Below are 24,654 nucleotides of genomic sequence, written 5' to 3' on the forward strand. Positions count from 1 at the left end.
TGATCAACTCGACTGTTGATTAAGAAATCATGTTTATCTTCAGAGAAATTGGACATTGCATGGCACGTATTTATATCAGTCTAGGTAGTAATATCGAGCCTGAACAGCATTTGCAAGCGGGATTAATATCGCTGCGAGCGTGTTTTGGGCCGCTGCGCCTCTCTTCTATGTATGAAAGTGAAGCGGTAGGTTTTAGTGGCACTAACTTTTTGAATATGGTTGCTAGTGCTGAAACTGACCTTAATATTGCTGCGGTAGTTGCGCAGTTTAAGCAAATCGAGCAGAATCACGGCCGGCTTGTCGGGGCGAAGAAATTTAGCCCAAGAACTTTAGATTTAGACCTGCTGCTTTATGACCATGTGGTATGTGAAACGCCCGTTACGCTCCCCCGTGCAGAGATAGTTAATAATGCCTTTGTGTTATGGCCATTAGCCGAGTTAGCGCCGGAATTGATTCATCCCGTGGTTGATAAAAGCTATGCCAGTTTGTGGCAAGAGTATGATAAAAAGTCACAGCTACTTTGGCCTGTGATGTTTGAATGGCCCCAAGGGCTGACGTTTTAATTTATTGATAGGATTGTCATGGATACGTTTCAGGTCATTATTTTAGCGCTTATTCAAGGGCTAACTGAGTTTTTGCCTATTTCTAGTTCTGCCCACTTAATTCTGCCTGCTCAGCTTTTAGGCTGGGAAGATCAAGGTTTGTCATTCGACGTGGCGGTGAATACGGGGTCGTTATTTGCTGTGGTGATTTATTTTAGACACGAGTTATGGACTATGTTTAATGCTTGGGTTGCAAGCATTTTTAAAGGTCAGCAATCCGAAGACAGCAAGCTGGCATGGTGGATTATTCTGGCGACGTTACCCGCTGTATTTTTTGGTTTTATGGCTAAGGATTTTATTGCAACTCACCTACGTAATACAGAGGTTATCGCGGTCACGACAGTCGTTTTTGGTTTATTGCTGTGGTGGGCAGATAAGATGTCGCGCCGCGATTTAACAATCTATCAGACTGGATGGCGCAAAGCCTTGTTAATTGGTTTCGCACAGGCGCTTGCTTTAATCCCTGGAACTTCACGTTCTGGTGCCACCATGACCGCGGCGCTAATGCTAGGTTTGAGTCGAGATGCTGCGGCTCGCTTTTCATTCTTAATGTCAGTGCCTGTGAGCTTAGGCGCGGCAATTTTAGTGGGTAAAGATTTGGCGGAAAGCGAGCTGCCAATTGATTATCAAGCATTGATCTTAGGCACTTTGATTTCCTTTGTTGCAGCTTATGCATGTATTCATTATTTCTTGAAAATCATCAGCCGCATGGGAATGACCCCGTTTGTTATTTACCGTTTGGCACTGGGTGCTGTGCTGTGTGGATTTATTTTTTTGTAGTCATTCCAGCTTAGTCATCATAGTGAAATTATGAATAATAGAATCGGGTCAAGTACCCGATTTTTGTTTTTGGAGCTTCCTCATTTTTCTGAAGCTTAACTTATTTTTGGAGCTTTATATGGGTCTCGAATATCAGTGTCCAACCTGCGGACTTGCGTTAAAACAACACAAAGCCTCCCAAGGTTTTTATTGTGCAAATAAGCATCACTTTGATCGAAATGAGCAAGGTTATTGGGTTTTTACTAAACCACAACGCCAAAAGCCGACAGGGGATTCGCGCGAGCAAGTTAGGGCTAAGCGTTTTCTTCTCGAATCAGGCATCTTTTCGCCTTTAATCGATAAACTGGCTGAGTTAATCACGGGCTCTATCAAGCCTGACGCTTGTTTATTGGATTATGAATGCGCTGAGGGCTTCTATTTGCGTGCTTTAGCTTCCAAGTTGGCAGAGGTCGAAAATCCGCGAAACGTCCAGTACGTGGGTGTAGCGGACGCAGAAAATGCTATTTTTGCTGCAGCAAAAGCGCAGACTCCTGGGATCTTGTGTTTAAGCTCTTCTAAAAAATTACCCTTTGCCGATAATTGTGTGGATTTTATTACTGTTATTGATAGGCCGTTAAAGGGAAAAGAGTCTGTCAGGGTATTGAAAGATGATGGGACCATGTTACTGGTTATGCCTGGGCCACGACATCTATGGCAACTCAGAGAATATATTTATTCCGACTTGGCTGAAAAACCTTTCCAAGTGAATTTACCCTCAGCATTATTGGTAAAAGAAACTCAGTCACTGCGCTTTACTTTATCAGTTACAGGTGAACAGGCATTAACGTTATTGGATATGGCACCCTATGCGTGGCGTGCAACTGACAAGATGAAACACGATATTCAAGCTAATCATTTTGAGTCGCTAGAAATTGACTATGTATTAGTCTTAGCACATAAACGCGTGAGTGAATCGCTATAGGTTAAAACTTGCAGTCGATGCGGTTAATTTTAAAACAATTCATAGGCTTAGCTAGATGGTTTTTTGATGTTTTAAAAGGCGATATTACTCAAGTCTATGATTCTGTTTGACGTTTTTATGTTATTTTTATGTTGGATAGGCTGAAGGTGTTATTATTTTTAACTTTAGGCCTATTTGTTCAGTGACAAATACAACCTTCTTATTGCCTTTGTTTCCCATATAGCCTCGATTTTTTTATCTATAGCTGTGCTTTAAATTAATAGCTTTCATTTCCCATGAATACATTTTTTATGATAATGAGGCTGATTGTTAGGGATGCTTAAAAAACGCAAACGAGAAGTTTAGATTAATAACGCGACTTTATTTAAAAGAGGGATAGCACTCGTTTATACAGAAGTATGCCAAGGCTAACTTTTAGGGGGGGAGGTAGGCGAATCGCCTTTAACATACCTTTGGAAGTTTAAAATCAATTTAGCGATTTTGTATTGCCGCATTCGCTATTCTTTGCATGGCAATCTTGAATTGTAGGTATAAAAAAAGGCTTAGATTGATGTGCTTATCGCTTTCATCTTTCTTAAGCCTTTTGTCTTAACTTACTAAATAGTAAGCTAAATTACCTTTCATTACTTCTTGTAACGAGAAGCAACGTTGTCTAAACGGTCGTTTGCGCGTTTAGCTTCTGCTTGTGCGTCCATAGATGCTGCTTTTGCATCTTTAACGTCTGCAGACAGTTTGCTTTGCTCTGATTTCAGAGAACCAACATCAGCTGACAATTGATCAACTTTGTTGCCCAGAGTTGCAACGCTTTCTTCCAGAGCAGTAGTGTTCGCGCAACCACCTAGTAGGGCAGTCATTGCTAAACCAGCAATCATCAGTACTTTTTTGTTCATTGTAAAAAATCCCTTAAAATAGGTTGGATTTGAATGTTTCGTTACTTTGTAAGCGAAACTGCCTAATTATGACATAGCTATTTTAATTTGCTACGAATATTAATGTGTTTAACCACTATAGGCATATAAATTTTTTTTAAAAGCTTTTTTTCTATGTGATATCGACATTTCTAATCGTAAAAAGGGGCATTATTCACCATGCAGTGATGCACGACTTACAAATCCTTTACAAATTACTGGTTATCCATCGGCAGTTTTGTTTGCATTTTTTGTTTAAACTGACAGACGGCTTCAACTCGATGTAAATTTACGGCTTGTTTTATCTCTGCGCCTTGGAAACCAGTGGCAATGATGGCGGCAATATCGACATTATTGGCGACAGTGAAGCACTGAGTTAAATACTCTCCCTGAGGATATGGGATGTTTTCAAATCCTGTGCGGCCGCGCATATCTGCGGTGCAAGCTAATATAAGTTGCGTTAAGCGCTCTGGTTTACGCCAAAAGTCAGCTTTATCGAATATTTTAACGATAGTTTCGGCTCTGAGCTCGAATGCCTGATGGACGTTCTGATGTTGGTCGCTGACGAGTAACGCCAGATCGCGTGCCTCATTCGGTACTCGTAAACGGGTACAGAGTGCTTTTATGAGTGGCAAGCCTTTCTGGCCGTGGCCGTGATGCTTTGGTAAATGCTCTTTTGGGCTCAGTGCTTTGCCCAAATCATGTACTAGGGCGGCAAACCGAACGCTTTTATCTCCAGTGAGCAGTGCGGCTTGAGCGAGCACCATTAAGGTATGCACGCCAGTATCTATTTCAGGATGCCATTTTTCAGGTTGAGGTATGCCAAATAAGGCGTGAATTTCAGGGAATAGGACTTCGAGTGCGCCACATTGGTGAAGTACCTCAAAAAAGACCTCTGGGTGAGGTCCGCCTAAACTTTTATCAACCTCTTGCCAAACTCGCTCCGCCGTTAAAGCGCTAAGCTCATCGCTTGCGCTAATTTGACGCATCAGTGCCAGGGTTTCTGCGGCAATTTGAAATCCTAAGGCATGAAACCTTGCGGCAAAGCGGGCGACGCGTAACACTCGCAGTGGATCTTCAACGAAAGCATCCGACACATGGCGTAACAGGCGCGCGTTAATATCCTCAATACCATTAAAAGGATCATATAAGTTGCCCTTTTCATCTTGGGCGATCGCATTGATGGTTAGATCTCGGCGCAACAAATCTTGTTCTAAAGTCACATCAGGGCTGGCGTGGCAGCTAAAACCACCATAACCCAGACCAATTTTTCGTTCGGTTCGGGCTAAAGCATATTCTTGTTGATTTTTGGGGTGTAGAAATACGGGGAAATCTTTACCCACTTGGCGGTAACCCTGTTGCAGCATTTGTTCTGGTGTTGCTCCAACGACGAGGTAATCTTTATCTTTAATGGGAAGATTGAGCAGGCTGTCACGTACAGCACCGCCGACGAGATATATTTTCACAGGCAAGATTCGGCTAATGTGTCATGAACATAGCTTATCACGCTCATTAAGATGATGGATAAAGTCGTCGCGAGATATTTGCGCACTTATCTGTCACATTGATGTTGCAGATATTTTGACAATAACATTGGGACGCTTTAACGTGGGGCGTTATTTTTAAATTAGGATGATTGGTGGTATGTACAAGGCCTTTTACGGACTCAGCGATAACCCTTTTTCAATTGCACCCAATCCCCATTATTTATTTCTGAGTGATAGGCACAGAGAGGCGTTAGCCCATTTAACCTATGGGTTAGGGGAAACGGGCGGCTTTGTGTTGTTAACAGGGGAAGTCGGTACGGGTAAAACAACAGTATCTCGTTGTTTACTTGGGCAATTGCCCGACAATACCGATACTGCTTTTATCCTTAATCCGTCGTTAACTGAGCTTGAATTACTCGCAACGCTTTGTGATGAGCTTAAGATTTCCTACGGCGATAATCCTACACTCAAGCAATTGACTGATCACTTGAGCCGTTTTTTATTGGCGAATCACAGCAAAGGTCGTAATACCGTGCTCATTATCGATGAAGCACAGCATTTACGTCCTGAGGTGCTGGAGCAATTGCGTCTTCTGACTAATTTGGAGACGGACACTAAGAAGTTACTGCAGGTGATTTTAATCGGTCAGCCGGAATTACAGCTGTTATTGAAGCGCCAAGAATTGCGTCAGTTAGCCCAGCGGATCACGGCTCGTTATCATTTATTGCCGCTCAATGAAGATGAAATCGCCCTCTATGTGCTGCATCGTTTGCAAGTGGCAGGGCGGTTTGAGCCTTTATTCACCCGTAAAGCCGTTAACGTTTTGCAGAAATACAGTGGCGGCATTCCTCGATTAATTAACCTCTTATGTGAACGTTCACTGATGGCAGGCTATGCACAATCGCGGGTGCCCATAGATCATCATATGGTGCGGCAAGCTGCGGCTGAAGTATTAGGTGAAGAAGAACCGACTCAAAATAGATATCTGTGGCCGACAGCAACCGCTGCGGCGTTATGTGTTGCGTTTGGTGTGTCTTATTGGTTATTTACTGATAAGTCAGTCAATACGGTGCCAGCGTCCAATTTGGTTTCTGAGTCTGTGCCAACTAATGTGGCGTCATTAAATGCTCAAACCTTGGGTGGTGAAGGCGTTGTTGATAAGTCAGTAAAACCGACTAATCAACCAAGCGGTCAGACTTCCATTCCCGATCCTAATCAACGTCTGTTAAACGAGGCGATTAATCAGAGTCGCAATATCGATACTGCTTTTGCAGGTTTATTTAGCGTGTGGGGCAAAGTGCCCTATAAAGGCTTGACGGCTTGCCAATCGGCGGTTGAGCAAGGATTAGCTTGCTATCAACAGCAGGGTAACTGGATGTCACTGACTCGGCTTAATTATCCGGCTGTCGTGTATTTGGTTGATGACAAGCAACAAGATTTTTATGGTGCAGTGCTTGCGGTAGAGGGGGAACAATTACTGATGCAACTGGGTGAGCAACAACTTTGGGTTGATAGAGCTTGGTTTAATCAACATTTCAGTGGCACCTTCGAAATATTATGGCAAGCACCTAATTTGCCTATGATGGATATCAGTCAAAAATCGAGTCCTGGTCAATTACAGTGGTTAGAGAATGCGTTAGCCCATGTGAATGGTCGTAGCCCCCGTCGGGTTAATCAATTTGATGTGCAATTGGAAAATGATCTTAAAACCTTCCAAAGTCAGCATGGATTAAAAGCCGATGGTATTGCAGGGAATCAAACATTAGTGAGATTAAATTTGTATTTAAGTCAGCAAGGCCCAAGGTTAACTGATGATGGGGCGCGGAGCTGATGTCCATTTTACTCGATGCCGTAACCCGCAACAAACAACAGCAACAATCACCGTTACCTGATGCTGTGATGACGCCAAGGGCTAATTATCCACAGCCTCGTAAATCGGGTGTGCCGATAGGAAAACTGTCTATATTAGTCGTTGCAGTTGCCGCTGGAATTGGTGTGGCTTGGGGATTAAGCGTTTGGGATAAAACTCGACTTCCCCAAAGTGATACTGTGGCAGTGGCTAACGTACTACCATCAACTTCATCATTACCAGCTTCGACTGGGATTAAAAATGAGCTTCAGTCTACCGCGGTAGGATCTGACTCTGAGCTCCAAGTTGAGCCCAGTGCTGCTTCAGGTGTTCGGCTTGCTGGGAAAGTGGCGCTTCCTCGGACGCAGACTTTACCCGAGCTAACGGTATCGCCACAATTTCAGGCAGAGACTGTAGTATCAAATGCGCCTCAAATGAATGCTAGCGCGAATATAACGACCAATTCTGTTGGCATGCCGGCTCAAAGTGATAGCAATTCGGGTTTTAGTGATTCAAGCTACGCAGATTATATGTCGACGTCAGCCCAAGTCGATGCGGCAAGTCAGGAAGAGGTTGTGTCAGCAGCAGAGACGCAAGCACAGCAGCCTATGATGTTAGGTGCTAATGCCAATGAGTCGGGTCTAGCGAGTCTCGAAGCCCTGCGTCAGCAAGTCAGTGCCGCGGCGGAAGATGTCGGTTTAGAGACCAATAAAAGTCGCGATGAAGATAAGTTAGTGGCTTCCTTTCAAAATGCATTAAAGGATGTGGAATATGTTAATGCTGCAGAGACGAATGTCACTGAAGCTAAATTAGATCCGATCCCCAAAACTGCTGTGGATGAAATTCCGAAATACGGCCAATTACCTGCAGGTCTGCAATTACAAGTGCCTGAATTTAATATCGTTGCTCATGTTTATTCCAGCGACCCTGCCCAGAGATGGCTGAATGTAGACGGTGCTGAGTTACAAGAAGGGGATATGATTGCTGGTAAGCTGAAAATCATCTCTATTCGTCCAAGGGACATAGTGTTAGATATTCAAGGAACCCAGTTTAAGGTGCCCGCAATCTAATCAGGTATTACGATAAGTCATGCTAGCGGTTATTTGTGGTAACAATAAATAAGTAGTTGATAAAAAAGGCGCACTAGGCGCCTTTTTTGATCTTAGTGAATCTCAACTTAATCAAACAGTCTGTTGGCTAAGAATAGGGTCAGTGCGTAACCGACGCTGTAGCAGAGGAAAAGTGCAGGAACATATTTCAAGTAGCTCACAAAAGTCAGTTCTTTCACTTTGTTCATGGCTACAATACCTGATGCTGAACCGATAATCAGCAGTGAACCACCGACTCCGACGCTGTAAGTCAAGCCAAGCCATTCAGGAGTACTCAGTACTGGATTGGCTTTTAACAATGCCGCCGTTAGCGGTACGTTATCAATTAAGGCTGAGCCCATACCAGTGACGAAGTTAGAGATGTTTGGATTAAACTGAGTATAAGCTTCAGTCAACATGTCTAAGGTGCCAATTTCTTTAAGCATACCAACGAGCAGTAAAATACCTAAGAAGAACAACAGGGTGTCGTATTCAACTTGGCGAATATACTCTAGGATCTTGATTTCTTCTTTATCACTGCGCGTGGTATGGCCAATCAGGAACATAATTGATAGACCCGTTAAGAAGGTTAACACTGGCGGGATACCAAACAATATGTTGAGTAGCATGGTCATTAAAATGGTGCAGAAGAAGACGAGGGCAATCAATACATCAACGGTTTGATAAGTATGTTTGATTGGCGTCGTGCTCACAACACCTTCGGCTTTGAGTGAGAATAGGGTTGCCAGTAAAATCACGCTCACGGCCGATGGGATAAATAACATCAGCAGTTCAGACATATGCACATGTCCAGCTAAGAAGATCATCAGTGTCGTTACATCACCGGTGATCAGGGCTACACCACCTGAGTTCACCGCGAAAATAATTAACACTGCCATTCTACGGCGCATTTGCTTGTCGAGTTTAAAGGTGGTTAATAAACCTAAAGACACTAAAGTCGCGGTGACGTTATCACAAAATGCTGAGAGCACGAGTGCAAACAGGGCGACTTGGATCATTAACATACGCACTGATACTTTCTGCGGAAACAGCTTTTGCACCATGATTTGGATCATACCCTTAGCATTCAAATATGCTACGAAGGTCATGGTCGACATCAGAAAGAGCCAAAGTGTGGCAATCTCGAGCAAATTTTCATTGAGCTGATGGGCAACGATTTTCTCATTAGCCGGTTCCCCTGCAGCCATAAACAGCGCTATCCAAGAGATACAACCAAAGAATAAGGTGGTTTTTGCTTTATTAAGGTGGGTCACTTCTTCGAAAATAATACTGAGCAATGCGAGCACGGCCAGTAAGATGAGAAAGGTATTTAACATAACTGCAATTCCAACTGCTGTTTTGATGTCGTAGGGCGACTTGAGTCAACCTAAAGATTGGGCATATCAAGGCTAAATTAAGCTAGCCGTGTTAGCGCGTGCGGATCAGAACATAATGGGCTAGAGAACGCAACTGTTAGCTGTAACTCAATTTAATGCTTCTTTGTGATGTCTATCTCATGCTTTTTGGTTGCCAATTAGTTTTATATATTGGTTTTTGTGATTATTGCAGCGTTATTAACTGTATTGTTTGATTTGATTACCGCGTTAAAAGTGAGATCTACGATTAAAGTCTAAGCAGTTAGTTTGCATATTCTTCAATTAATTTTTATTCAGGGCGATATTCCTGAATTGTCATGCCTATGTAGGCAGGCATTTTTAATGCTTACCTTTTGAATGAGTGCCCGCTCGGAAGTTGAGTGCTCTTAGCACTCAGTCCCGCAGAATTCTGCGTCTTGAGCTTGTTTGGGTATCAATACTGGATGTTGTGTTTTTGAAGTAGAGGAAAATGACATTTGTTATCTGGAGTCTTTTGCTTTTAGGCTCACTCGTTTGGTTAACGTATTGTGGCAAGCAGCTTATTGCGCTGGGCGTGATGGGTTGGCCTTAGCACGTTATTGAGCATATCCACTTGACCTTACAATTTATGGTAGCTGCGAAAATATTTAAATCGGCTTTAGGTTCTAAAAAGTCTGATCGTTATTAAAGTGACACAAAGCTAACTAAATCGAATAAAAGCAAAGGGACGCATTGGCGTCCCTTTGTTATGTTTAAACGGCTTAAATACTAAAGCTTAGGCTTAGCTTGCCGCTTTCATGCTCGCCAATACGCGATCTGCCGCTTCTAAGGTTAAGCGCATCTCTTCTTCGCCATGGGCCATTGACAGGAAGCCTGCTTCATAGGCACTTGGCGCTAAGTAAACACCTTCATCTAGCATGCCGTGGTAGAAAATACGGAACTGTTCGATATTGCATTGGGTCACTTGATCGAAACGAGTGATCTTGGGTTGTTCCGTGAAGAAGAAACCGAACATACCACCAACATAGTTGATCGCCATTGGAATACCGTGCTTATCCGCAGCCGCTTTAAAGCCTTCTGCAATACGTTTGGTTTTCGCGCTCAGCGCTTCGTACAGACCTTCTTCACACAGGGCTTCCATTTGTGCCAGACCCGCTGACATCGCAATGGGGTTACCCGATAACGTACCCGCTTGGTAAACCGGACCCGTAGGGGCGATAAATTGCATCACATCTTTACGGCCACCGAAAGCCCCCACTGGCATACCGCCACCAATCACTTTACCGAGTGTGGTTAAGTCTGGTGTGACGCCGTAGTAACCTTGAGCGCCACTTAGTGATACGCGAAAACCTGTCATCACTTCATCGATAATCAACAGCGCGCCAAACTCATCACACATATCACGCAGGCCTTGAAGGAAACCTGGGACAGGTGGAATGCAGTTCATGTTGCCAGCAACGGGCTCGATGATGATGCAAGAAATCTCAGTTGGATACTGTTCGAACAGGGTTCTAACTGAATCTAAATCGTTATACACAGCGGTTAAGGTGTGCTTGGCAAAATCTTCAGGAATACCGGGTGAGCTAGGTTGACCTAACGTTAACGCGCCAGAACCGGCTTTCACTAACAGGCAATCTGCGTGGCCGTGGTAGCAACCTTCAAATTTTAAGATCTTGTCACGATTGGTAAAACCGCGTGCTAAACGGATAGCACTCATAGTGGCTTCTGTACCTGAACTCACCATGCGTACTTGCTCGATAGAAGGCACCATAGAGATGACTTTTTCGGCCATTTGCACTTCAAGCTCAGTTGGCGCACCAAAAGATAAGCCATTTTCCACTGCTGCTAATACAGCTGCACGGATTTTAGGATGGTTGTGGCCGAGGATCATCGGGCCCCAAGAACCGACATAGTCGATATAAGCTTTACCATCGGCATCGTAAATATAAGCGCCGTTAGCTTTTTCAATAAACAGGGGCGAACCGCCTACACCATTAAATGCACGAACCGGAGAGTTAACGCCGCCGGGGATGGTTTTTTTAGCCTGTTCAAATAGCGCTTCGGAACGGGTCATGTTTAGTCCTTAAAGTCTGTAGCCAATTAGCGATCGGCTTTACGTGAATACCAATTAACCGGACACTCATATTTTTCGAGTTGATTATCAACGCCGAGTGTCAATGCAAACAAAGCCATGCGAATTAACAGCCCATTATCCGCCTGTCTGAAGATAGCAAGATTGGGATGGCTATTTAAATCATTATCTAACTCATTGGCTTGCGCCCGTGAATCCCTTGGAAGCGGGTGCATAATGACTGTGTTAGATTTGCAATGCTGAGTGTAAATACTGCGATTTAAGCGGAACTTGCCGCGATACTTATTTGCTTCTTCCTGTGAAGGGAAGCGTTCTTCTTGAATGCGAGTGAGATACAAAATATCTGCTTTATCTAAATGGCCTTCAAGTTGGTCGGTTATTTTGATGCTATGGCCAGCATTTTCAATGTCGGAGATCACATAATCAGGCATAGCTAATTCAGCAGGTGAAATCAGTGTGAAACTGATGTTCTTATACATGCAGAGTAAGCGCGACAGTGAATGCACAGTACGGCCAAATTTTAAGTCGCCGACCATAGCGATGTGCATGCCATCGATACCGCGGCCAGCACACTTGAGTTCTTTTTGGATAGTATATAAGTCGAGCAAGGCTTGGGTCGGATGCTCGTTCGAACCATCGCCGCCGTTGATCACTGGGACGCGGCTGCCTTCTGCAAACTCTTTTACCGAGTAAGAGTCTGGATGGCGCATGGCAATGACATCAGAATAGGTGGATAACACCCGCGCGGTATCGTACAGGGATTCACCTTTAGATAAAGACGATGAAGCCATGCCTGTGGTTTCACGTACATGGCCGCCGAGCAAGTTAAAGGCACAACCAAAACTCACGCGGGTACGGGTACTGGGTTCGAAAAACAGGTTACCTAAAATGGCGCCATCGAGCACATTATTGCGCTTCTCTCGAAGTGCATAGGGCATCATGCGGCTAGCGACATTAAAAATAGTTTGGATTGAGTCAAGATCTAACTGGTTTACGGAGAGGATATGGGATCCTTCGAACTGATTCATCAGCCTGTTTTCCAATTTGCTAGGGGGCATTTTAAGCAGCTGTATCGCGCTTATCTGCCCTGATGTTATGTAGGGTGGCTGAGGCGCGATTGTAGCAGAAGCACTGGGGCAACGAAATAGCCACATTGCCACTGTGTTAGATTTTTGCGATGAAGCCCAAAGCTTTTAATCTGCCGTCTCAGGTTTGAATCAAAATTAGGTATTGAATAGCGGCTAGATTTTGAAGCGATATTAGACTTGGCCTGAACGAATCTCATGTTGTAGGTTCGACCAACTGATCACCCCAATCACATTGTCTGGTGTATCTTGATAGATAAACACCTCACCGCAGCGTTTGGGCGACAATAGTGAATAGACTTCATTGAGGGTGGTGCTGTCGCTTAGCCCTTGCATGGGATGGCGTGATAGCGTGGTACTGTCATCATAGGATTGCATTTCAAGACTAAGCATTTCGATAATGCCATCGGCATTGCGGACTAGCACAGGGCGACCTTCGGCGCGTTTTAGCACTTCGAGTAACAATTCATCGTTGTTATTGACGATAACAAAGCGTTTATCCATTAAGGCTCGTACGCCTTTTTTCTGCAGTGCTAAATTCACGGGGGCGACCTTATAACCTAGTCCCATAATTTCTAATTGCTTAAAGAAAATGGAGTCGGTCTTAAAACCCTGATAAGCAATTAAAAAAGCCGGAATTGTTACAAACATTGCTGGTAAAATAATGCTGGCGTCATTGGTCATTTCTAACAGGGCGACTAAGGCGGCCAGCGGCGCGCTTAAACACACGCCCATCATGGCTGTCATGCCGATCACAGTGTAAAGCCCTACATAAGGGGCGATGGACGGGAATAAGATAGCGCTGATCAGCGCCAAAATCGCCCCGAGCAGCGCGCCGATACCATAAAGTGGACCAATTAAACCGCCGGGAATACCTAAGCCAATCGCCGCAATAGTGGCAATGATTTTGGCAAATAATAGGGCGATTAACAGCAACAGGCTTGGATGTTGGCTAATGGCTTCGCCAATAGCGAGATCGCCTGTGCCAAGGGCTTGTGGCAATACTAGACCTATTAAGGTGGTGACGCTGCCCGCCAGTAATAGTCGGTAAATGAGTGGCCAGTTTTGACCCGTCGCGGTGACTTTTAATAGCGAGTAATTAAATAGTGCCGCGGCGCAGCCTAATACCACGCCGCCAATGGCGAGAATAGGGTAATGGTCTAAGGGAATGTGGATCACTTGAATACGGTCAAATTCGTGCACATTACCAAACACCAGTTGGCTTGAAACTGCGCCACAAATTGCTGATAGCATAATCGGGAAAAAGTAATGGATTTTATATTCACGTACTATCACTTCGAGTACAAAAATCACCGCCGCCAAGGGCGCGTTAAACGTTGCGGCAATCCCTGCTGCAATGCCACTGGCACACATGATGCGTACGCTATTATCGGGAAGATTGAATTTTTCAGCAAGAAAACTGGCGCTGACAGCACCCAGATGAATGGCAGGACCTTCACGGCCAACTGAGAAATTTGTGCCTAGGGCAAAGAGTGCTTGAAAAAATTGCCCAGCGGCGGATTGTAGGGGGATTTTACCATAATGCAGTTTAACTCTATGTAACACATAGGCTATTCCCATACGTTTGTAGCGTTTGGAGCCTAACTTCGCCACTATCCAAATTAATATTGCGCCTAAAAGGGGTAACAGGGCTCGCCAGTCGGCGACGTTCCCCGTAAAATCCATCGCCTGTATTTGGGTGTAATGATTGGCCCAAACGAGCAAGAGTCGAAACAGTAAGATCACGCAGGATGCAAAAATAGCAAATAACAGTGCCAGTATGCACAGCTGTGCACTGATGCGGGCTTGAGATAAATGGTCACGTAGCTCATTGGTTAAATACTTTTTGGCTGTGACTATGGCATGTTGGATAGCGACTTTATTTATCGTTAATTGCACTACATTGGCCTGAGTTGTATTGTATCGAACTCGTTCTTGAGTTGATTGTATTTTATATAAGGGGCTGTTACCTAATGCCAAATTATCATCGTTGGCTAGATCGGCTGCAAGTGATGGATCTCAAGTATCGTCCATCTTCAGTGTATTTATCGCTTTTAGTGTTAGTTTCTATTCTTTTTGGGGCTTGGATAAGTTTTCTGCTATTAAGTAGCGATGAGCCTGTTGTTAAGCATATCAGCAGCAAGACTCAACGCTTGACCGCTGAGTTAGAGGCACAGACCCAACTACTTGCAACCCGAAATTTAGAGCTGTCCGTCGAGCGCGAGGCTAATACCCAAATGCAAGACATGTTTGGCCAGCAAATGAAAAAGCAAAAAGAATTGGAACATGAGCTGGCGTTTTACCGCAGCATTATGACACCGGATGATAATGCTGAAGGTGTCGCTATTCACGGACTTGAAATGACGCGGGGCGCTTTGGCCGATGAATATCATCTCAAGTTGGTGTTGACTCAGTTGCAAAAGCGTAAGCAAGCTATTCAAGGTCGAACTGAATTGACGCTTATTGGTGTGCAAGATGGCAAATCTGTTAGCTTGAGTGTGAACAAACTCACGGGTTCTAAGTTGGAATTTGATTTTCGCTATTTTCAAGTCATAGATACCAAGGTCACTGTTCCTGCTGGCTTTAATTTACAACAAGTGAAAGTCAAAGTGCTGGTGCCTTCGAGCCGCTGGACTAAGAATTCGCAGACCGAACATGTCTATAGTGCCCCTGAGTTATTACAGGGTGAAAAAGAACCACGGGTAATACTTGAACAAAACAGTCAGGTAAAGGATAATTTGCCCCAGAAAACTGATGTAAGAGGTAGTAATGACTGATCAAGCTGATACAGCAATGCCAATCCAATTTACCGATGCGGCAGCCGCTAAGGTGAAAGGTTTGCTGGAAGAAGAGCAAAATCCTGCACTTAAGCTACGAGTCTATGTGACTGGTGGTGGTTGTTCTGGATTTCAGTACGGCTTTACCTTTGATGAAAAGGTCAATGACGGCGATTTTACGATAGAAAAACAAGGCGTTCTCTTGGTTGTCGATCCTATGAGCCTACAATATTTAGTCGGTGGTGAAGTGGATTACACTTCAGGACTGGAAGGTTCTCGCTTCTTCGTGAAAAACCCTAACGCAACCACAACCTGTGGCTGTGGTGCCAGTTTCTCTGTGTAAAAAAGTTTTTCTGTTTAATGATGACTAACTTTGCATCTTTTTAGGCGTAGATTGAGATCAAAAAAGCCGTCGTAATGACGGCTTTTTGTTGGGCTAAATTTATTTTCTACAAGAGCTTAGCTCATGATGTTCAGGTTAAGCTTAGGTTTAAACCATGCCTTTACCTTTTTATCAAAGGCTATCCAAACTTGCAGTAATGACAAGACGATCAAAGCGATAAAAATCACATAGTCTGGCAGTTTTCCCTGCCATTCACCTAAGTACACTGTCGTTGGACCTACCACTAAGTTGCCCGGATCGTACATGATCACTGGCAGCATGCTAATCAATCCAAGCTGCACGACTGTGTAGCCGCGCAGCATGATAAGCCCTGCTTTTTGCCGACCGATAATGGCAATCACCATCAGGAGGGTTAGCAGACAAAATAACACCCCTTGTTTAGCGATTAAGCCACTCACTGACGCAACAACATACACTAGCAATAGGGCAATGAGTCGTTTCGGAAAGTGCTGACTCAGGGCTGTACTTGCCTCTGGTGTCTGTATCGCTGATTTTTGCTCGCTCATAGGCATTCTCGTTTAGCGATAGCGATTAGTGGCTTTGCTTCGGCGCTAATCTTTGATCTAACTCATAAGGCGGGATTACCACACCTAAATCATCTAATACTGGGAATACGGCGACAAAGAGGTCGTCATCTTCCATGCCTGGCACCCATCTTTCGTGAAATTCGTCGAGTGGAATCGCTAACGTTTGACAATCACTCCATTCATCCACTGCCCAAGAATCAGCGGCTTCTTCGGTTGGCCACATTGGGATGCAATCTTCTTCTTCAGTGGTTAACATCACGCAACCGTCTTGGTCTTGTAATGTCCAAAGTATTTTGTGTTCTTTAACTTGTTCAACGAGGTAATCGTAACGGGCTTCTGGCGTCATTGCTGCTGTCTCAGCGAGGTTTTTAACAGTCTTGCTCATGAAAAATATCTCTTTTGCTTGAATAGGGCGAAGCCTGTTGTGTCTCTAATGTAAAAACCTAGGGTACAGCAAAATTCGCCAGTTGGCTAAATGGTAACATTAGAGCGGGATTAGAAAAAGAACAACAGCGCCAAGAGAGCGCTGTTGTGTTAGATCTTCGGCTTTTATTCTACCGAGCGGAAGTAACGATAGATAAAGCCCGCCAAAATGGCGCCGACAATCGGTGCTACCCAGAACAACCAGAGTTGTGATACCGCCCAGTCACCGACAAACAGTGCAGGGCCTGTGCTACGCGCTGGGTTTACCGAAGTATTGGACACAGGAATACTAATAAGGTGAATTAAGGTTAAACCTAACCCTATGGCAATTGGGGCAAATCCCTTAGGAGCTAGCTCATCGGTGGCACCTAAAATAATAATCAAGAAGAACAGTGTCATAACGATTTCACAAATCATCACCGACAGCATGCTATAGCCACCCGGTGAGTGCTCACCAAAACCGTTAGAGGCAAATCCGCCCGCGAGTGAAAATCCCTCTTGTCCTGAAGCGATGAGATACAAGATGCCAGCGCCAACAATTCCACCCGCGACTTGGGCTACGATATAGGGCAATAATTCTGCTGCCGGAAAACGTCCCCCAGCCCAAAGGCCGAATGACACTGCAGGGTTGAGATGACAACCTGAAATATGGCCAATCGCAAAGGCCATGGTTAATACGGTTAATCCAAAAGCTAAAGCGACGCCGAGTAAGCCTATGCCCACCTCGGGAAATGCAGCGGCAAGTACCGCACTGCCACAACCTCCAAGGACTAACCACAAGGTGCCAAGAAATTCTGCCGCCATTTTTTGTGACATGTTCATTGTTTGATTTCCTATTCTTTTAAAGACGCTTGCTTGTTAATCAGTGCGTCTTTATTCCTAATTTACCTGCCTATTAACGGATCTTGTCTGAGTGAGCAAAATCGCGCTGTAGACACGAGTTCCCTTAAAACCAGTTTTTTATTGGACGCCTATGAGGCTATTCCTAAGTGTTTGAGCTGTTTAGAGCAATATCCTGTATCCGTTTTTACTATAGTGAGACTTGATTAAGCTTCAGTGACGAAACTTTTTTTACTCATGCTTCTGTCACTAAATGCTTCAGTAATTAAGAATAGATGGCTTTAAAATAGCTGCTGATTTTCTTGATAAATTTAGGCAGGAAGAGGGGAAAAGATTAGTTTGTCTTTTAAAGACAACAAGAGCTTTATGTAGAAGCTCTTGTTTAGGTTATCACTTTAGTATTTTGCGAAGGCCAATTACTTAGCGCTAAATCGTCCGCCGAGTACGGCTTCGCGGGAGGCGCCTGTTACTGCAGGGAGATTAGCGGGTAAACCTAAGTGATTGCGCATGGCGAGCCAGGCAAAGGCGATGCCTTCTGCCCACTTAGGATCGACGCCAAGGGCCGAGGTAGTATCCAGCTTATAACCTGGCAATAAGGCTGCAAGTCGCTGCATCAGTTGACCATTAAATGCACCGCCGCCACAGACGAATAATTCCCCTTCATTGGATAGTTTAATAATGTCTTGGGCTATGCTGTGGCAGGTTAAATCCAATAAAGTTGATTGAATATCTTCTTCATCTAAATGATTAAAGGGCGATAATTGCTGCTCTAACCAAGCTTGGTTAAACAGTTCGCGACCGGTGCTTTTAGGGTAAGCAAGGGAGAAATACGGATGCGAAAGTAGCTGAGTTAATAAGCTTTGATCAGTTTTTCCGGATGCAGCCCATTCGCCATTTTTATCGAAGGGTTCACTTTTAACCTGTTGCATCCAGGCATCAATTAAGGTGTTGCCTGGCCCTGTATCAAAACCTAAGACTTCTTCGCTATTGCCCGGCAGATAGGTGATATTAGCAATACCACCAATATTGAGGATGACACGTTTTTTACCGACTTGGGCAAAGGTTTGCTGGTGGAATGCGGGTACTAAGGGCGCGCCTTGCCCACCAAGGGCAATATCTTTGCGACGAAAATCGGCAATGACATCTATGCCTGTTTCGGTCGCAATAGTATTAGGATCGCCAATTTGTAAGGTAAAACCCACTTCGAGGTTTGGCATATGGCGCACGGTTTGACCATGGCTACCAATGGCGATGACATCTTCTTTCGCAATAGCACATTTAGCCATCAGATTATTGACTGCTAAGGCAAACAGCTGACCCACATTACGATCTAAACGGCCGAGGCGGTTAATTTCATCTGAGCTGGGTAAGCACAGGCGCTGTAGACCTTTGAGCAAATGGCTCGGAATAGCTTCGGTATGGCTGGCGATAAGTTGCGGCTGCGCGCCTGAAAAGTCGACCAATACCGCATCGACACCGTCCATGCTGGTGCCTGACATCAGTCCAATATAATAAGCGTTTTTCATTGGGAGGAATCCATCCGTCGTTATTGCATTGCCAATTGCGTTTGCTTGTTTTGCGAAAGTGTAGTCATCAATTGCTTGCTAAGTGCATCGAATTGATTTTTTTCTTTTCTCGCAATTGATTCGGATTTCGGTAGCGTAATCGTTCTCGGGTTGCGGTGTACGCCATTGACGATAAATTCGTAATGTAAATGAGCCCCTGTGACACGGCCTGTTTTACCTAAAGTACCAATAATTTGTCCTTGCTTAACGTTGGCGCCTTTGCTGACATTACGTTTTGTGAGGTGTAGATATTTGGTGGTATAGGTATCGTTATGTTTGATAAACACATAGTTACCGTTGAATTGATTATAACCAGACTCAATAACGCGTCCACTACCCGCAGCTTTAATGGGCGTGCCAATGGCTGCGACATAGTCTACACCCCGATGGGCTTTGACCTGGCCTGTCACTGGGTGCAAACGTCTTGGGTTAAAGTTGGAGCTGACATACTTAAAATCGACCGGTGAGCGCAGGAAGGCTTTACGCATGCTAGTGCCATTTTCGGAATAATAGTTACCGTCGGTATAGCGAATGGCAGTATAGCGCTCATCTTGGTTAACAAATTCTGCAGCTAAGATATTGCCATTACGCAAAAATTCACCATCGGCATATTCTTGCTCGTAAATAATGGCGAAGCTGTCGCCTTCGCGTAAGTCTAAGGCAAAGTCGATATCCCAGCCGAATACGGTCGATAATTGTAATATCTGGTTAGCAGACATGCCTGCATCCACGGCGGCATTCCAGAAATTGCTCTTAATTTTGGCACTGGTGAAATGGTTGCGGATTTCCACATCCTTTTCGGAGATTTTTTCGTTGTATTGCTCTTGGCTTTTAGTGATGACTAGCGTGGAAATAGCATCGACCCGATAACGCACTTCAGTCAAATTACCGTTTGCATCCTTTGAAATCACAATTTCTTCGCCCGGCATTATCTTAAGTAAGTTTTGCTTGGCTAAAGGCAACTGGGTGATTTCATAAACATCTTTGCTGGTTAAGCCAGCGCGATTAAATACCGCAGCTAAAGTATCACCATTTTTGACGTTAAAATGTTCGACATCTCTGTGAAGAGCGCTTTCGTGGGATCCTGCGGCTTGATTATTGACTCCACCTGCAGCGAGCGCATCGGGTGAGGATAACGGTTCAGCCGTTGTCGGAGCATTATCTGTTTGACCTTCTGGCAACTCAGGGCGTTCAGGCGAGCGAAAAGCTAAGGGCACATCATAACGGGTGTTGATTTGAGCTTGGTCATCAATGCTAGTGGTTTGTCTTGAAGCTTGCGCTTCTTCAGAAGGTAGAAGCATGGTTATCATTGTGATAACTGAAAGAATGCTAAGGAGAATTTGATGCTTTTTAGGCAACAATTTAAATAACGTTATAACCTTTCCCATTGACGCCGATACCAATAACCAGAGACTTAAATAATCCCGTTAGTGTACACACTTTCAATTGTGGTGGCTAACAAGTAACATAAGTCTCTTCATTTTATGATCATGGCCTTAGGAGTCCCTGCCGAGATGGCTGATTTAGACCAAGTATTAGCAGAAATTAGACGTGGTACCGATGAGATTTTACTCGAAGCGGATCTGCTGGAAAAACTCAAAGAAGGACGTCCACTCCGTATCAAGTTAGGCGCTGACCCTACCGCTCCGGATATCCATCTTGGACACACAGTAATCTTGAATAAATTAAGATTATTCCAAGAGTTAGGTCATGAAGTCATTTTTTTGATTGGTGACTTTACTGGTATGGTGGGGGACCCAAGTGGTAAAAATAGCACACGTCCGCCGCTCACCCGTGAACAAGTTTTAGCGAACGCAGAAACCTATAAAGAACAGGTTTACAAGATCCTCGATCCTGCTAAGACTCGTATCGAATTCAACTCAAGCTGGTTAGAGCCATTGGGTGCCGCTGGTATGATCCGTCTCGCGTCTAAGCAAACTGTGGCTCGTATGATGGAGCGCGATGACTTTAAGAAGCGTTATGCCTCGGGTCAGTCGATTGCGATTCATGAGTTTATGTATCCTTTACTTCAGGGCTATGACTCAGTTGCGCTACAGGCCGATGTTGAGCTGGGTGGTACAGATCAAAAGTTCAACCTGTTAATGGGCCGTGAACTGCAAAAAGCTGAAGGCCAAAAGCCACAAGCTGTGATCATGATGCCGCTGCTCGAAGGTTTAGACGGCGTGAAGAAAATGTCTAAATCGGCGCATAACTATATTGGCGTGAGCGAACCTGCCAATGAAATGTTTGGCAAGCTGATGTCAATTTCGGATGACTTGATGTGGCGCTACTTTGAACTACTGTCATTCCGCCCACTGGCTGAAATTGAACAGTTTAAGCAAGATGTGGCGAATGGGTCTAACCCACGTGACACTAAAATCGCCTTAGCTAAGGAAATTATCACACGTTTTCATGATGCAGCGTCTGCCGAAAGTGCGCATCAAGCCTTTGTCGATCGTTCTAAGGGCATGATCCCCGATGATATCGAAGAAATTGAGTTAGCTGCCGGTGAAGGTATTGCGATTGCTAATCTGTTGAAAGACGCAGACTTAGTGTCATCGACTTCAGAAGCGATGCGGATGATCAAGCAAGGCGCGGTGAAGATGGACGGCGAAAAGCTAGAAGATAGCCGTATGACTTTGTTCACGGGTACTGTTGCTGTATTCCAAGTCGGTAAACGTAAGTTTGCCAAAGTGACTTTGGTATAGTGACGTTGGTTTAGTTAGATTTACGCTACAGTAAGTTTAAACGAACAAAAAGAGCGCCTTAGGGCGCTCTTTGTTTTTGAATCTTTTCACAAAACAAGATTAAGGCGCTGTGTTGGCCTCATGCTCGGCGATATTACATCTGTCGGTGCCAAAGTGTTGCCCGCCACTGCATTTCCATGCCAATTGGGCCGAACTTACCTGCCAAAGTTTAGCGTTTTGTTTCAGTGAGATAATCAACAGCATCTGTGGATGCTGCTTGGAAAGTTCGCTCACTTGATAGGTCAAAATGCCATCTTTATTGGTTTGAGTTCGCACTAAAGTAAATTTGTTGCCTGCATATTGGCTGCTGATTTTATTGGGATCTTCCGACCAAGGCTGATGTTGCGCCTGAGCGGTACGTAGTTGTTGATTAAAATGACTTACAGGCTGAACGGCGTAGGAAACGATAATGGGCTGTAAAGCCTGTGCTTTTGGGGCCAGTATTAAGCCATTAAGGGCGAGAAGGGCTATCAATCCAAAAAACTTCATACAAACCTCATTGAAACGAAACGGCTCAGTCAATTTTTCAAAGGTGAAATACGCAGTGGTATTGACTCATTGTTAGTTTCGACTCGTTTTTAGGGATCAAGTTTCAAAGACGGATAAATTTTGTTACTACTGCATCGCTAATTGGTCTGACATGGTCTGGTAATCGATTAGGTCGACATGTTCCGTTACTCTGCGATTGAGCATGTCGATCTTAAGGCTTGTCACACCAGGTATCGCAACATCGATGATTTTCCCCGGTTTGCCAAATTGTTCACCTGGACCCTTGAAATGATAGTTACCTATCATCACTACTAAAGAGCCTGCGTTATACATATGTTCTATGTTGAAGTTGTACTCGAGCACGCCCTCGTGGGCGCGCTCAAGGAAGTCGATGATGAAGCGGCCGCCAGTGTATTTACGGTTGGCGGTTTTGTCGAAGAAGACGCTTTCGCGGTTATAGAATTTTCGCAGTGTCTTATAGTCGTGTTCAGTTAGCGCATTCATATATTTTACGGCTAGCTGCTGTTCTTGTGGCATTTCACCTGAGTTGGCTTGCGCCGCTGCAGGATTGAGGGCTGGAACAAAAATGAGGCACAAAATAAAACACAATATTCGCAAACTATTCCCTCTTGGTCTTGAGATCAAAGGCCGGTAATGAAAGATGCCACTTGATGGCACTTAAGCGGATTAACAGGGCACTGGCCATCGCCAGAAACAGCGCCATTTTTTCGCCCATACCGTAGGCTAAGCTCATGGTATAGCCGATACCACCTATGATCGAAGCTGTGGCATAGACTTCTGTGCGTAAGACCATAGGAACTTGTCTACACAGTAAGTCTCGAATAATGCCTCCTCCCACGCCTGTGATCAAGCCCATTACGACGGCAATCATCCCACTCAAGCCCATATTGAGGGCCTTTTCAGCACCTATCACGGTAAAGAGGGCCAATCCAAAGGCATCTGCAACGGGTAAAATATACTCGGGTACCTTACGAGGGCGACGGACTAATAGCAAACAGACGAGCACGGTCGCGAGGATCACTATGATGTAATTCGGGTCGCGGATCCAGAACACTGGCGTTGCACCAATTAAGGCATCACGAATACTGCCACCACCGACAGCGGTAACCGAGGCGAGCACGATTACGCCAAAGGGGTCCATTTTATGGCGTCCAGCGGCAAGTGCGCCGGATAATGCAAATACAGCAGTACCCCATAAATCAAAAAAGTAGATCCACTGGCTCATTTACTCATCTCTTTGATATGGATATTTAATGCGTCAACAGAGATGCGGATTTCAATCACAGATAAAATCAGTGAATAGAGCAAGAGCAGTAGGCTAGCGCCAAAAATCACTGAGCCGGTTTTATTAAAGCCGATATAGATAAAAATCATACACAGTACGCATAGGGCAAAGCTTGACACACCTGCTTCCTGCATTCGACGAATGATGGTAATACGCTGGCTCAGGTTCTTAATTTGATCTTTATGTACGGGTTTTTCACCATTGCTTAAATTTCGGATTAATGCGGCTAAGGCAAAAAAACGATTGGTATAAGCTAATAGTAACAATGAGATAGCAGGAAATAACAACGCAGGTGTTGTTAATGAAACATGCATGTTTTCGAGCAAGATGGTCAGCCTTTAACTTCACGTTGAGATAATGCGGCATCATATCACAGGCTTTGTAACCAACGTAAACTTGCCCATAACAAGGGCAGTATAATGATAAAGCTAAACCAGATAGCACAGGCACGTGAGGTCAGCTTAATTGCAGGCGTGATGTCATTACTGGTTGGCTGCGGACCGTAGCACAATTTATCCACATTGATACGCACGCCAGCAAACTTCTGTGGTCCACCGAGCTCGATTCTCAAAATACTGGCCACGAGATTCACACTGAGAACATAACCTCGAATAGCGTGATGATTTTTAGGGGCTCTAAAAAGTTTTGCAAACGCCTTAGGCCCGCCTTGAATGGCGAGCGACAGGCTCCACAACCAAGCCGGAATCGCCAGCAAGATAATCGATACACCATTCACAGTACTGCAGAAATGTTGATACTTTGGTTGAATGGGCGGCCAGCTCAATTCGAGTTGTTTGAGCATGCGCACTGCTAGCACTAGCGGTGCTCCAGCAATAGCGAAAAAGAAAATGGTCGATGCTGTGCCGTAAATAGGCGCTGTGGCGAGTTTTTCTATGGTGGCTTTGGCTAGGCCGATTTCCGACAAACTATCGGTATCGCGCACCACCCAAGGCTGTAAAAGCTTTTTTGCGCTGGCATTGTCTCCACGTTTTAAGGCTTTAGCGATTTCATCGGCGACTTGGCTAAACCCTGCATCGGTTAAACACAGATAAAGCACCAAAAATTCGAAAAACCATGGAAAGGCAGCCAGTTCGAGCAAAAAGGTGATAATGGCCCAAAATGGAAACAGCAATAGCAACATAGCTAAAAAGCCTGCTGTGGCTTGTTGGCTTGGAGAGCGTTCAGGGCGATTCACTTTGGCAGCGAGTTGCTTGGCTAAATGGCTAAACCAAATAAGCGGCTGCATTTCCCGTGGCAATGGCGCTAACCGCGCCAATAACAAAGCAAAAAAAAGTACCAAAAAGCCTTCAAACAAAGCGCCATCTATCTCGACAAGTTGTTGATAAAAATAGGTGTGCATTCGGTACTTT

Annotated in this window: 24 protein-coding genes; 8 read left to right on the forward strand and 16 right to left on the reverse strand. The window is 44.7% G+C overall.

The genetic code is table 11. From position 1 onward, the window contains the following. The first annotated feature begins 59 nt into the window (after positions 1-59). The 3 genes from folK to L5M17_RS06275 all read left to right on the forward strand — a co-directional run bounded on the left by folK (position 60) and on the right by L5M17_RS06275 (position 2,343). Positions 60-563 (forward strand): 2-amino-4-hydroxy-6-hydroxymethyldihydropteridine diphosphokinase, encoded by a 504-nt coding sequence (gene folK, locus L5M17_RS06265; RefSeq protein WP_263146041.1) that lies wholly within the window; start codon positions 60-62, stop codon positions 561-563. An 18-nt stretch (positions 564-581) separates the two neighbouring features. Beyond that, positions 582-1,382, forward strand: coding sequence for an undecaprenyl-diphosphate phosphatase (locus L5M17_RS06270; protein WP_168823474.1), 801 nt, complete (start codon positions 582-584; stop codon positions 1,380-1,382). A gap of 118 nt (positions 1,383-1,500) precedes the next feature. Beyond that, positions 1,501-2,343, forward strand: a complete 843-nt coding sequence (locus tag L5M17_RS06275) for a putative RNA methyltransferase (RefSeq protein WP_263146042.1) — start codon at positions 1,501-1,503, stop codon at positions 2,341-2,343. 623 nt (positions 2,344-2,966) lie between these two features. On the opposite strand, the gene L5M17_RS06280 is transcribed toward L5M17_RS06275, so the two are convergent. Then, entirely contained in the window at positions 2,967-3,233 is a 267-nt protein-coding gene (locus tag L5M17_RS06280) for an Lpp/OprI family alanine-zipper lipoprotein (protein ID WP_006080732.1), read from the reverse strand. A 233-nt stretch (positions 3,234-3,466) separates the two neighbouring features. Continuing rightward, a complete protein-coding gene (locus L5M17_RS06285) occupies positions 3,467-4,717 on the reverse strand; it encodes a multifunctional CCA addition/repair protein (RefSeq protein WP_263146043.1) in 1,251 nt (416 codons plus the stop codon). 178 nt (positions 4,718-4,895) lie between these two features. Between L5M17_RS06285 and L5M17_RS06290 the strand changes: the two genes are divergently transcribed. Next, a complete protein-coding gene (locus L5M17_RS06290; RefSeq protein WP_028760861.1) occupies positions 4,896-6,569 on the forward strand; it encodes an ExeA family protein in 1,674 nt (557 codons plus the stop codon). Then, positions 6,569-7,657, forward strand: coding sequence for a general secretion pathway protein GspB (locus tag L5M17_RS06295; protein ID WP_263146044.1), 1,089 nt, complete (start codon positions 6,569-6,571; stop codon positions 7,655-7,657). The genes L5M17_RS06290 and L5M17_RS06295 overlap by 1 nt, the downstream gene beginning before the upstream one ends. A 107-nt stretch (positions 7,658-7,764) precedes the next feature. Here L5M17_RS06295 and nhaD read toward each other — a convergent pair whose 3' ends face one another. The 4 genes from nhaD to L5M17_RS06315 all read right to left on the reverse strand — a co-directional run bounded on the left by nhaD (position 7,765) and on the right by L5M17_RS06315 (position 14,106). Then, a complete protein-coding gene (gene nhaD / locus L5M17_RS06300; protein ID WP_263146045.1) occupies positions 7,765-9,012 on the reverse strand; it encodes a sodium:proton antiporter NhaD in 1,248 nt (415 codons plus the stop codon). Between the two features lie 799 nt (positions 9,013-9,811). Then, entirely contained in the window at positions 9,812-11,104 is a 1,293-nt protein-coding gene (gene hemL, locus L5M17_RS06305; RefSeq protein WP_263146046.1) for a glutamate-1-semialdehyde 2,1-aminomutase, read from the reverse strand. Between the two features lie 26 nt (positions 11,105-11,130). Continuing rightward, the gene (locus tag L5M17_RS06310) at positions 11,131-12,150 is read right to left on the reverse strand and encodes an aspartate carbamoyltransferase (protein ID WP_113940696.1); all 1,020 of its coding nucleotides are present in this window, start codon (positions 12,148-12,150) and stop codon (positions 11,131-11,133) included. A 231-nt stretch (positions 12,151-12,381) separates the two neighbouring features. After that, positions 12,382-14,106, reverse strand: a complete 1,725-nt coding sequence (locus L5M17_RS06315; protein ID WP_263146047.1) for a chloride channel protein — start codon at positions 14,104-14,106, stop codon at positions 12,382-12,384. Between the two features lie 74 nt (positions 14,107-14,180). Between L5M17_RS06315 and L5M17_RS06320 the strand changes: the two genes are divergently transcribed. Together L5M17_RS06320 and erpA are read left to right on the forward strand one after the other, a co-directional pair. Next, complete coding sequence (locus L5M17_RS06320) at positions 14,181-14,984, forward strand: DUF6776 family protein (RefSeq protein WP_028760855.1); 804 nt, start codon at positions 14,181-14,183, stop codon at positions 14,982-14,984. Beyond that, the gene (erpA, locus tag L5M17_RS06325) at positions 14,977-15,327 is read left to right on the forward strand and encodes an iron-sulfur cluster insertion protein ErpA (protein WP_006080742.1); all 351 of its coding nucleotides are present in this window, start codon (positions 14,977-14,979) and stop codon (positions 15,325-15,327) included. Before L5M17_RS06320 ends, erpA begins: the two co-directional genes overlap by 8 nt. A 116-nt stretch (positions 15,328-15,443) precedes the next feature. Here the strand turns inward: erpA and L5M17_RS06330 are convergent, their stop codons facing one another. From L5M17_RS06330 to L5M17_RS06350, 5 genes are all read right to left on the reverse strand, one after another. Further along, the gene (locus L5M17_RS06330) at positions 15,444-15,893 is read right to left on the reverse strand and encodes a hypothetical protein (RefSeq protein ID WP_028760854.1); all 450 of its coding nucleotides are present in this window, start codon (positions 15,891-15,893) and stop codon (positions 15,444-15,446) included. A gap of 25 nt (positions 15,894-15,918) precedes the next feature. Beyond that, entirely contained in the window at positions 15,919-16,299 is a 381-nt protein-coding gene (locus L5M17_RS06335) for a DUF2750 domain-containing protein (RefSeq protein WP_028760853.1), read from the reverse strand. Positions 16,300-16,463: 164 nt separating this feature from the next. Then, complete coding sequence (gene aqpZ, locus L5M17_RS06340) at positions 16,464-17,159, reverse strand: aquaporin Z (protein WP_028760852.1); 696 nt, start codon at positions 17,157-17,159, stop codon at positions 16,464-16,466. Positions 17,160-17,593: 434 nt separating this feature from the next. Next, positions 17,594-18,703, reverse strand: a complete 1,110-nt coding sequence (locus tag L5M17_RS06345; protein ID WP_028760851.1) for an anhydro-N-acetylmuramic acid kinase — start codon at positions 18,701-18,703, stop codon at positions 17,594-17,596. A gap of 20 nt (positions 18,704-18,723) precedes the next feature. Then, positions 18,724-20,130, reverse strand: a complete 1,407-nt coding sequence (locus tag L5M17_RS06350; protein ID WP_263146048.1) for a peptidoglycan DD-metalloendopeptidase family protein — start codon at positions 20,128-20,130, stop codon at positions 18,724-18,726. A gap of 126 nt (positions 20,131-20,256) precedes the next feature. Between L5M17_RS06350 and tyrS the strand changes: the two genes are divergently transcribed. Next, positions 20,257-21,450: a tyrosine--tRNA ligase gene (gene tyrS / locus L5M17_RS06355; protein ID WP_168823448.1), complete on the forward strand. Its 1,194-nt coding sequence runs from the start codon at positions 20,257-20,259 to the stop codon at positions 21,448-21,450. A 99-nt stretch (positions 21,451-21,549) separates the two neighbouring features. Here the strand turns inward: tyrS and L5M17_RS06360 are convergent, their stop codons facing one another. The 5 genes from L5M17_RS06360 to L5M17_RS06380 form a co-directional block, all read right to left on the reverse strand. Then, positions 21,550-21,978, reverse strand: coding sequence for a hypothetical protein (locus tag L5M17_RS06360; protein WP_028760848.1), 429 nt, complete (start codon positions 21,976-21,978; stop codon positions 21,550-21,552). Positions 21,979-22,104: 126 nt separating this feature from the next. Then, the gene (locus L5M17_RS06365) at positions 22,105-22,596 is read right to left on the reverse strand and encodes a nuclear transport factor 2 family protein (protein ID WP_028760847.1); all 492 of its coding nucleotides are present in this window, start codon (positions 22,594-22,596) and stop codon (positions 22,105-22,107) included. Position 22,597: 1 nt separating this feature from the next. Beyond that, positions 22,598-23,224, reverse strand: coding sequence for a trimeric intracellular cation channel family protein (locus L5M17_RS06370; protein ID WP_173497025.1), 627 nt, complete (start codon positions 23,222-23,224; stop codon positions 22,598-22,600). Further along, positions 23,221-23,598: a DUF2721 domain-containing protein gene (locus L5M17_RS06375; RefSeq protein WP_012088590.1), complete on the reverse strand. Its 378-nt coding sequence runs from the start codon at positions 23,596-23,598 to the stop codon at positions 23,221-23,223. Before L5M17_RS06375 ends, L5M17_RS06370 begins: the two co-directional genes overlap by 4 nt. A gap of 56 nt (positions 23,599-23,654) precedes the next feature. Then, positions 23,655-24,644 (reverse strand): cobalamin biosynthesis protein, encoded by a 990-nt coding sequence (locus tag L5M17_RS06380; RefSeq protein WP_263146050.1) that lies wholly within the window; start codon positions 24,642-24,644, stop codon positions 23,655-23,657. Positions 24,645-24,654: the final 10 nt, after the last annotated feature.

Origin of the sequence: Shewanella sp. SW24 (assembly GCF_025653395.1) — a bacterium.
GTDB classification, from domain to species: domain Bacteria; phylum Pseudomonadota; class Gammaproteobacteria; order Enterobacterales; family Shewanellaceae; genus Shewanella; species Shewanella oncorhynchi.

Coding starts and splice junctions, on each gene's coding strand:
- L5M17_RS06320 (WP_028760855.1), top strand. CDS start 14,181: ATGCCAAATTATCATCGTTGGCTAGATCGGCTGCAAGTGATGGATCTC.
- hemL (WP_263146046.1), bottom strand. CDS start 11,104: ATGACCCGTTCCGAAGCGCTATTTGAACAGGCTAAAAAAACCATCCCC.
- tyrS (WP_168823448.1), top strand. CDS start 20,257: ATGGCTGATTTAGACCAAGTATTAGCAGAAATTAGACGTGGTACCGAT.
- L5M17_RS06290 (WP_028760861.1), top strand. CDS start 4,896: ATGTACAAGGCCTTTTACGGACTCAGCGATAACCCTTTTTCAATTGCA.
- L5M17_RS06360 (WP_028760848.1), bottom strand. CDS start 21,978: ATGAAGTTTTTTGGATTGATAGCCCTTCTCGCCCTTAATGGCTTAATA.
- L5M17_RS06330 (WP_028760854.1), bottom strand. CDS start 15,893: ATGAGCGAGCAAAAATCAGCGATACAGACACCAGAGGCAAGTACAGCC.
- L5M17_RS06380 (WP_263146050.1), bottom strand. CDS start 24,644: ATGCACACCTATTTTTATCAACAACTTGTCGAGATAGATGGCGCTTTG.
- L5M17_RS06350 (WP_263146048.1), bottom strand. CDS start 20,130: ATGGGAAAGGTTATAACGTTATTTAAATTGTTGCCTAAAAAGCATCAA.
- L5M17_RS06370 (WP_173497025.1), bottom strand. CDS start 23,224: ATGAGCCAGTGGATCTACTTTTTTGATTTATGGGGTACTGCTGTATTT.
- nhaD (WP_263146045.1), bottom strand. CDS start 9,012: ATGTTAAATACCTTTCTCATCTTACTGGCCGTGCTCGCATTGCTCAGT.
- L5M17_RS06375 (WP_012088590.1), bottom strand. CDS start 23,598: ATGCATGTTTCATTAACAACACCTGCGTTGTTATTTCCTGCTATCTCA.
- L5M17_RS06270 (WP_168823474.1), top strand. CDS start 582: ATGGATACGTTTCAGGTCATTATTTTAGCGCTTATTCAAGGGCTAACT.
- erpA (WP_006080742.1), top strand. CDS start 14,977: ATGACTGATCAAGCTGATACAGCAATGCCAATCCAATTTACCGATGCG.
- L5M17_RS06295 (WP_263146044.1), top strand. CDS start 6,569: ATGTCCATTTTACTCGATGCCGTAACCCGCAACAAACAACAGCAACAA.
- aqpZ (WP_028760852.1), bottom strand. CDS start 17,159: ATGAACATGTCACAAAAAATGGCGGCAGAATTTCTTGGCACCTTGTGG.
- L5M17_RS06310 (WP_113940696.1), bottom strand. CDS start 12,150: ATGAATCAGTTCGAAGGATCCCATATCCTCTCCGTAAACCAGTTAGAT.
- L5M17_RS06280 (WP_006080732.1), bottom strand. CDS start 3,233: ATGAACAAAAAAGTACTGATGATTGCTGGTTTAGCAATGACTGCCCTA.
- folK (WP_263146041.1), top strand. CDS start 60: ATGGCACGTATTTATATCAGTCTAGGTAGTAATATCGAGCCTGAACAG.
- L5M17_RS06275 (WP_263146042.1), top strand. CDS start 1,501: ATGGGTCTCGAATATCAGTGTCCAACCTGCGGACTTGCGTTAAAACAA.
- L5M17_RS06345 (WP_028760851.1), bottom strand. CDS start 18,703: ATGAAAAACGCTTATTATATTGGACTGATGTCAGGCACCAGCATGGAC.
- L5M17_RS06335 (WP_028760853.1), bottom strand. CDS start 16,299: ATGAGCAAGACTGTTAAAAACCTCGCTGAGACAGCAGCAATGACGCCA.